We start from the raw sequence: 6370 nt of genomic DNA, 5'->3' as shown, positions 1-6370 counted from the left end.
GATCGTCGGCTGGCTGTCGCAGAAGCAGCTCGTGCGCGGGCTCACGTTCGGGGCGGTCAAATGACGGCAGGCGCGGATACAGGCGCGGGTGTGAAGACGGCGGCAGGCGCGACAGTGAACACCGGGATCGGTCATTTCGCGCTGATCTGCGATTGCGACGGCGTGCTGATCGACAGCGAAGCGGTGGCGGCGCGCATGCTCGTGCACGAACTCGAAGCGCGCTGGCCCGGCGCCGAGATCGAGCCGGTCGTGCTGCCGCTGCTCGGGCTGCGTATCGAGCGCGTGTTGCGCGACGCCGCGGCCCAGCTCGGCAAGAGCCTCGGCGCGGGCGATATCGACGCGATCCGCCGCTCGGTCGAAGCGGCCGCGATGCAGGCGCCGGCCGTGGACGGCATCGAGGCGGCGCTCGGCCAGGTGCCGCTTGTCAAAGGCTGCGCGAGCAACAGCTATCGGCCCTATGTCGAGGCAGTGCTGGCGCGCACAGGTCTCGCGCGCTTTTTCGGCGACCGGTTGTTCTGCGCCGACGCGGTGCCGAATCCGAAGCCGGCGCCGGACGTGTATCTGGCGGCGGCGCGCGGTTTCGGCCTCGGGCCGGGCGCGTGCCTCGTCGTCGAGGACAGCGTGACGGGCGTGACGGCCGCCGCTGCCGCGGGCATGGCGGTGCTCGGCTTCATCGGCGGCGGTCATGCAAGCGATGCGCAGATCGACCGCCTGCATGCGGCCGGCGCGCGTCACGTATTCGACGACATGCGGCAGTTGCCCGAACTGGTCGCGCAGTGGACGTTGAGCGCGACGGCGGCGGCGCCGTAGGTATCCTAAGCAAGCGGACCGGCAAGCTCGCGCAACGCGGGTCAGCACACAGCACCAGCGAGTAGCACGCAGTACCAGACAGCAACACACGGAGACACATCATGGCAAGCCTAACTTTGCGCAACATCAGAAAGGCCTACGACGACAACGAAGTGATGCGCGACATCAACCTCGACATCGCGGATGGCGAGTTCGTCGTGTTCGTCGGTCCGAGCGGTTGCGGCAAATCGACCCTGATGCGGATGATCGCGGGCCTCGAGGACATCACGAGCGGCGATCTGAATATCGACAACGTGCGCATGAACGAGGTGCCGCCGGCCAAGCGCGGCATCGCGATGGTGTTCCAGTCGTACGCGTTGTATCCGCACATGACGCTCTACGACAACATGGCGTTCGGCCTGAAGCTCGCCGGCACGAAGAAGCCGGAAATCGACGCGGCGGTGCGCAACGCGGCGAAGATCCTGCACATCGACCATCTGCTCGAGCGCAAGCCCAAGCAGTTGTCCGGCGGTCAGCGCCAGCGCGTCGCGATCGGCCGCGCGATCACGAGAAAGCCGAAGGTGTTCCTGTTCGACGAACCGCTGTCGAATCTCGACGCCGCGCTGCGCGTGAAGATGCGCCTCGAATTCGCGCGTCTGCACGACGAGTTGAAGACGACGATGATCTACGTGACGCACGATCAGGTCGAGGCGATGACGCTCGCCGACAAGATCGTCGTGCTGTCGGCGGGCAATCTCGAACAGGTCGGCACGCCGACGATGCTCTATCACGCGCCCGCGAACCGCTTCGTGGCCGGCTTCATCGGCTCGCCGAAGATGAACTTCATGGAAGGCGTCGTGGAGTCGGTGTCGCACGACGGCGTGACGGTGCGCTACGAAACCGGCGAGACGCAGCGCGTCGCGGTCGATCCGGGCACAGCGAAGCAGGGCGACAAGGTAACGGTCGGCATTCGCCCCGAGCATCTGCACGTCGGCACGACCGAGGACGGCATCGATGCGCGCACGATGGCGGTCGAATCGCTCGGCGATGCGGCGTATCTGTACGCGGAGTCGAGCGTCTCGCCGGACGGTCTGATCGCGCGAATTCCGCCGCTCGAGCGGCATGCGAAGGGCAATGTGCAGAAGCTCGGCGCGACGCCCGAGCACTGCCATCTGTTCGACAGTGAAGGCAAGGCGTTCCAGCGCAAGATCGTCGAGGTGCTGGCCGCGTGAAACGCGTGACGAAGGGCAAGCGGCGCGTGCGCCGCTTGCCGCTCGGGCGGGCCCTCAGGGCCGCAACCACCCCAGGCCGATCGGACGCGCCAACAGCGTGCGGTATAGCGCAACGACCAACCGTGTCAGGGTTGAACCACCGGCGTTCCACAGTGGCGCGGTTGCCGCATACACGATGCACGGGACCGCGGCCGCGCCGATCATGTCGAGCGGGAAATGCACGCCGAGAAAGATCCGGGCCCATGCGACTACGATGCCGGCGGCGACGGTCATGCTGCCGGTTCGCACCATGCGGCCGCGGAGCAGCGTTAGCGCGACTGCCGAAAACACGGTTCCATGATCGCTCGGAAATGACGAGTCGGCGGCATGCTGCAGGAACGTGTGCCCGAGTCCGATCATGAATGGCCGCGGATGCGGCCAGACGAGGCCGATCACCTGATTGGCACCGAGCGCGAGCAGCGTGACGACACACGCGCGGATGGCGAGCCCGCGCTGCTGGATGTCACCGGAAAGCCACATCATCACGAGTCCGAGCGGAATCAGCCAGATCAGGTAGTTTGCGAAGACGAGCGCCGTGCCGATCAGCCACGCCGGTGTTGCTGGCGTGGCATTGATCGTCATGAAGAGCGCCTGGTTGAATGTCTCGATGGTGTTCATGGTAAAAACTTGACAAGGTGCCGCGAGCTTACACACCGAACCCTTAACGCAGGGTTAACATGGCAGCTGGCGGTACTGCATCGCCTTCAGGCTGGCTTCAGTTTCGAATCCGTAGTGCCTCCTGTCGCCGCCACCGGGCCGCCCGTTTTCAAAAGGAGAACCGATGAAAAGCCTGATCGCCACCTCCGCCGCGGAGGTGACCGCCACGACGGTCAAACAGCTTCGCGACAAGATCGATCACAAGCACTGGCTGGCCGGACAGCCGATAAGCGAGATGGGCACAGCCGGGCTGACCGGCGAGTATGACAAGGCGTTCGCGGGCACCTCGAAGGCCAGGGTCCACGACATCAGGGTGGCGCGGTAATGTGGGGTAATCCGCTGCAGACGTCCCGGCTGTTTGCGCGGGAATGGGCGGCGGCGCCCTGGTCGGTCGGCGCGATCTGCCCTAGCTCACGGCGGCTCGCCGTGCAGATAGCGCGTGAGGTGCCGGCAGGCAGTGGCGCCGTCATCGAGCTCGGTGGCGGTACCGGCGCGGTCACGCACGCGTTGCTCACGAATGGCGTGCCGGCCGGGCGGCTGGTCGTGGTCGAGCGCTCCGCCGCCTTCGTCCAGCACTTGCGTAAACGCTTCCCGGACGTGCCGGTCATGCATGCCGACGCTGCGTGCCTCGCCCGGTGCCTGCCGCGTGACCTGGGCGTCGACGCGATCGTCTCATGTCTGCCGTTACGCTCGCTGCCAGGCCACGAAGTTGAAGCCGTGGTCGATCAATGGCGGCAAGTCCTGCGGCCCGGTGGTGTCGTGATCCAGTTCTCCTACGACATCCGGCCGGCCAGGCGTATGCCGGATACCGGCGGCGATCTCGTCATGCAGTCGAGCCGCATCGTCTGGGCTAACCTGCCGCCTGCCCGTATCGTGACGATGCAACTGCGAGCGCAGCGAAACGCCACTTCCGCGCTCATCGGCGACTAGCAACCCAACTGGCAACCCGTTACCCGCCATCGGGCCTGGGCGGCGAACCCGCGACTCACGCTTCCAACGCCGCTCTCGCGCACAACTCGTCGGTCACGAGCCCCGACAACCAGCCGCCCTTGAGCACCGCGATCAGCGCCTCGCGCTTGCGCTCCCCGCCCGCGAAGCCGATGGTCGGCCGGCGCGGCGGCGCGTCGAGCGCGACGCTCGTCACGCGCCGCCCGGTCGGCGATTCGACGTGCGCACCGGCCGCATCGATCGGCAAGCCGAGCATTTCGGCCACCGCGCTGCTCTGCATCAACTCCTTCACTTCCGCCGCCGTGATGAAGCCGTCTTCATACAACGGACACGTCATGCCGATGTTGCCGATGCCGACGAACGCGACATCGGCCTGCGCGGACAGCGACTCGACGATCCGGTAGAGCCGGTGATTGCACCACTGCGCGCGCTCGGCCTCGCTGTCGGCGAGCAGCGGCGCGGGCAGCAGGAAATGCTTGCCGCCGGTCTTCTCGGAGATGTGCAGCGCGACGTCGTAGCGGTTCGAGGAGCCGTCCTGCGCGATCGCCCCGACCATCGATACCAGCCGGTGCTGCGGACGGTCGAGCTGCGCGATCTGATCTACCGCGGCCTTCAGCGTGCGGCCGCTGCCGACCGCGACGACCATCGGCTTCTCCGCGCTCAGATAGCGCTCCATGACCTGCGCACCGGCCACCGCGAGCTTGCGGTCGACTTCCTCGGGCGTGTCGCCGTCGATCGGCACGACTTCGCACAAGCCGAGGCCGTAGCGCTTCGACAGTTGATCGGCGAGCGACAGGCAATCGGCCAACTGATGGTCGACGCGCACACGAATCAGATTCTTTTCGACCGCGAACGCGACGAGCCGCTGCGCGACCGGACGCGAGACCTGCAGCTTCTCGGCGATTTCGTTCTGGGTATTGCCCGCGACGTAGTAAAGCCACGCGGCGCGCGTGGCGAGATCGAGTTTTTCCGTGGACTTGGGCACGATGGGTTTCGCTTGAAGTGTGCCGATGAAAGCGGCCGGCTCCGCTTCTGCACGGATGCCGGCCGGCTGGGGCGCTCAGGCGAGCGGAGCGCGCGCGGGATCGAACAGCGGCCGCACGTGGCGGTAGAGCGCGCGATACGCTTCGAGCCGCGTGCGCAATTCCGCGTGACGGCGCGGATTCGGCGTGAACTCCTTTTCGACGGGCGGTTTGGTCAGCACCGTGGCCGGGTCGCCGCCCGCGGCGAGCCAGCCGAGGCGCGCCGCGCCGAGCGCCGCGCCGGTTTCGCCGCCGCCGTGCTTGACGGTGGTGGTGTCGAGCGCGTCCGCGAGCAACTGGGCCCAGTAGTCGCTGCGCGCACCGCCGCCGAGCAGCGACAGCACCTTCGCCTCGGTGCCGGCCGCGCGCAGCGCGTCGAGGCCGTCGGTGAGCGCGAGCGTCACGCCTTCGAGCACCGCGTAGCCGAGCAGCGCGCGATCGGTCGCGTGGTTCATGCCGAAGAACACGCCCTGCGCATACGGGTCGTTGTGCGGCGTGCGCTCGCCCGACAGATACGGCAGGAAGAGCGGCGCGGTAGCGAGCGCGTCGGCGGGCAGCGCCTCGATTTCGGCGAGCAGCGTCGGCTCGTCGGTCGAGGTGAGCTTGCAGACCCAGCGCAGACAGCTCGCCGCCGACAACACCACGCTCATCTGATGCCAGCGGTCGGGAATCGCGTGGCAGAACGCATGCACGGCAGAGGCCGGGTTCGGCCGGAAGCTGTCGCCGACCACGCACAGCACGCCCGAGGTGCCGAGCGAGACGAAGCCGTCGCCCGGTTGCGTCGCACCGATGCCGATCGCGCTCGTCGCGTTGTCGCCGCCGCCCGCCGCGACGATCACGCCGTCGCCAAGGCCAAACTCGCGCGCGACCTCCGGCCGCAGCGTGCCCGACGGCGTGCTGCCTTCCGCGAGCCCCGGCATCTGCGCGCGCGTCATGTTGCAGGCCGCGAGGAGCGAGTCGGACCAGTCGCGCTTCGCGACGTCGAGCCATAACGTGCCGGCCGCATCCGACGGATCCGACACCTTGCCGCCCGTCAGTTGCAGGCGCAGATAATCTTTCGGCAGCAGCACGCAGGCGGTGCGCGCAAAGATTTCCGGCTCGTGACGCGCGACCCACAGCAGCTTCGGCGCGGTGAAGCCCGGCATCGCGAGATTGCCCGCGACGCTGTGCAGTTCCGGCGCGCGCTCGGTCAGCTCCGCGCATTCCCGGTCGCTGCGCATGTCGTTCCAGAGGATCGCGGGGCGCAGCACGCGATTGTCCGCGTCGAGCAGCACCGCGCCGTGCATCTGCCCCGACAGGCCGATGCCGCGAATCTGCGCGAATTCGTCCGGATGGTGCGCGCGCAAGGCGTTGAGGGCCGCGCGCGTGCCCGCCCACCAGTCCTCGGGATTCTGCTCGGCCCAGCGCTGATGCGGACGCGAAACGGTAAACGGAGAGCCTGCGGTGCCGATCACGCGTCCGTCGGAGGCGAGCAGCAGAACTTTCACTTCGGACGTGCCGAGGTCGATGCCAAGGTACATGGGCGCGAAACCTTAGTCGTTGGGGATGCGCTACTTTAGCCGCACATCGCGCGCGCTGTCATGAGCATTAAGCCTGGCTCATTGCGCTTCGCTGGCGTGGGAGCGGAATCGGCGCATGGCGGCCGGCGTCGAGCCGTGCCGCTCATGCAATGCTGCGTCGCCA

At 67.4% G+C, this 6370-nt stretch carries 7 protein-coding genes; 4 read left to right on the top strand and 3 right to left on the bottom strand.

Going from position 1 to position 6370, the window contains the following annotated elements; translation table 11 throughout:
- The first annotated feature begins 60 nt into the window (after positions 1 to 60).
- Positions 61 to 810: an HAD family hydrolase gene (locus tag B9Z01_RS32465; protein ID WP_085489636.1), complete on the top strand. Its 750-nt coding sequence runs from the start codon at positions 61 to 63 to the stop codon at positions 808 to 810.
- Positions 811 to 911: 101 nt separating this feature from the next.
- Entirely contained in the window at positions 912 to 2021 is a 1110-nt protein-coding gene (locus tag B9Z01_RS32460) for an ABC transporter ATP-binding protein (RefSeq protein WP_085489635.1), read from the top strand.
- Positions 2022 to 2075: 54 nt separating this feature from the next.
- Here B9Z01_RS32460 and B9Z01_RS32455 read toward each other — a convergent pair whose 3' ends face one another.
- Positions 2076 to 2678 (bottom strand): phosphatase PAP2 family protein, encoded by a 603-nt coding sequence (locus B9Z01_RS32455; RefSeq protein ID WP_085489634.1) that lies wholly within the window; start codon positions 2676 to 2678, stop codon positions 2076 to 2078.
- Between the two features lie 163 nt (positions 2679 to 2841).
- On the opposite strand from B9Z01_RS32455, the gene B9Z01_RS32450 reads away from it, so the two are divergent.
- Both B9Z01_RS32450 and B9Z01_RS32445 read left to right on the top strand, forming a co-directional pair.
- On the top strand, positions 2842 to 3042 hold the full coding sequence (locus tag B9Z01_RS32450) for a hypothetical protein (RefSeq protein ID WP_085489633.1): 201 nt from the start codon (positions 2842 to 2844) through the stop codon (positions 3040 to 3042).
- A complete protein-coding gene (locus B9Z01_RS32445) occupies positions 3042 to 3647 on the top strand; it encodes a class I SAM-dependent methyltransferase (protein WP_085489632.1) in 606 nt (201 codons plus the stop codon). Before B9Z01_RS32450 ends, B9Z01_RS32445 begins: the two co-directional genes overlap by 1 nt.
- Positions 3648 to 3702: 55 nt before the next feature.
- On the opposite strand, the gene B9Z01_RS32440 is transcribed toward B9Z01_RS32445, so the two are convergent.
- Both B9Z01_RS32440 and xylB read right to left on the bottom strand, forming a co-directional pair.
- The gene (locus B9Z01_RS32440; RefSeq protein WP_085489631.1) at positions 3703 to 4650 is read right to left on the bottom strand and encodes a sugar-binding transcriptional regulator; all 948 of its coding nucleotides are present in this window, start codon (positions 4648 to 4650) and stop codon (positions 3703 to 3705) included.
- A gap of 75 nt (positions 4651 to 4725) precedes the next feature.
- Entirely contained in the window at positions 4726 to 6207 is a 1482-nt protein-coding gene (xylB, locus tag B9Z01_RS32435; RefSeq protein ID WP_085489630.1) for a xylulokinase, read from the bottom strand.
- Between the last annotated feature and the right edge of the window lie 163 nt (positions 6208 to 6370).

It is taken from the genome of Paraburkholderia susongensis (assembly GCF_900177725.1).
GTDB classification, from domain to species: Bacteria; Pseudomonadota; Gammaproteobacteria; order Burkholderiales; family Burkholderiaceae; genus Paraburkholderia; species Paraburkholderia susongensis.
This window is presented reverse-complemented; position numbering and strand designations above follow the sequence as displayed.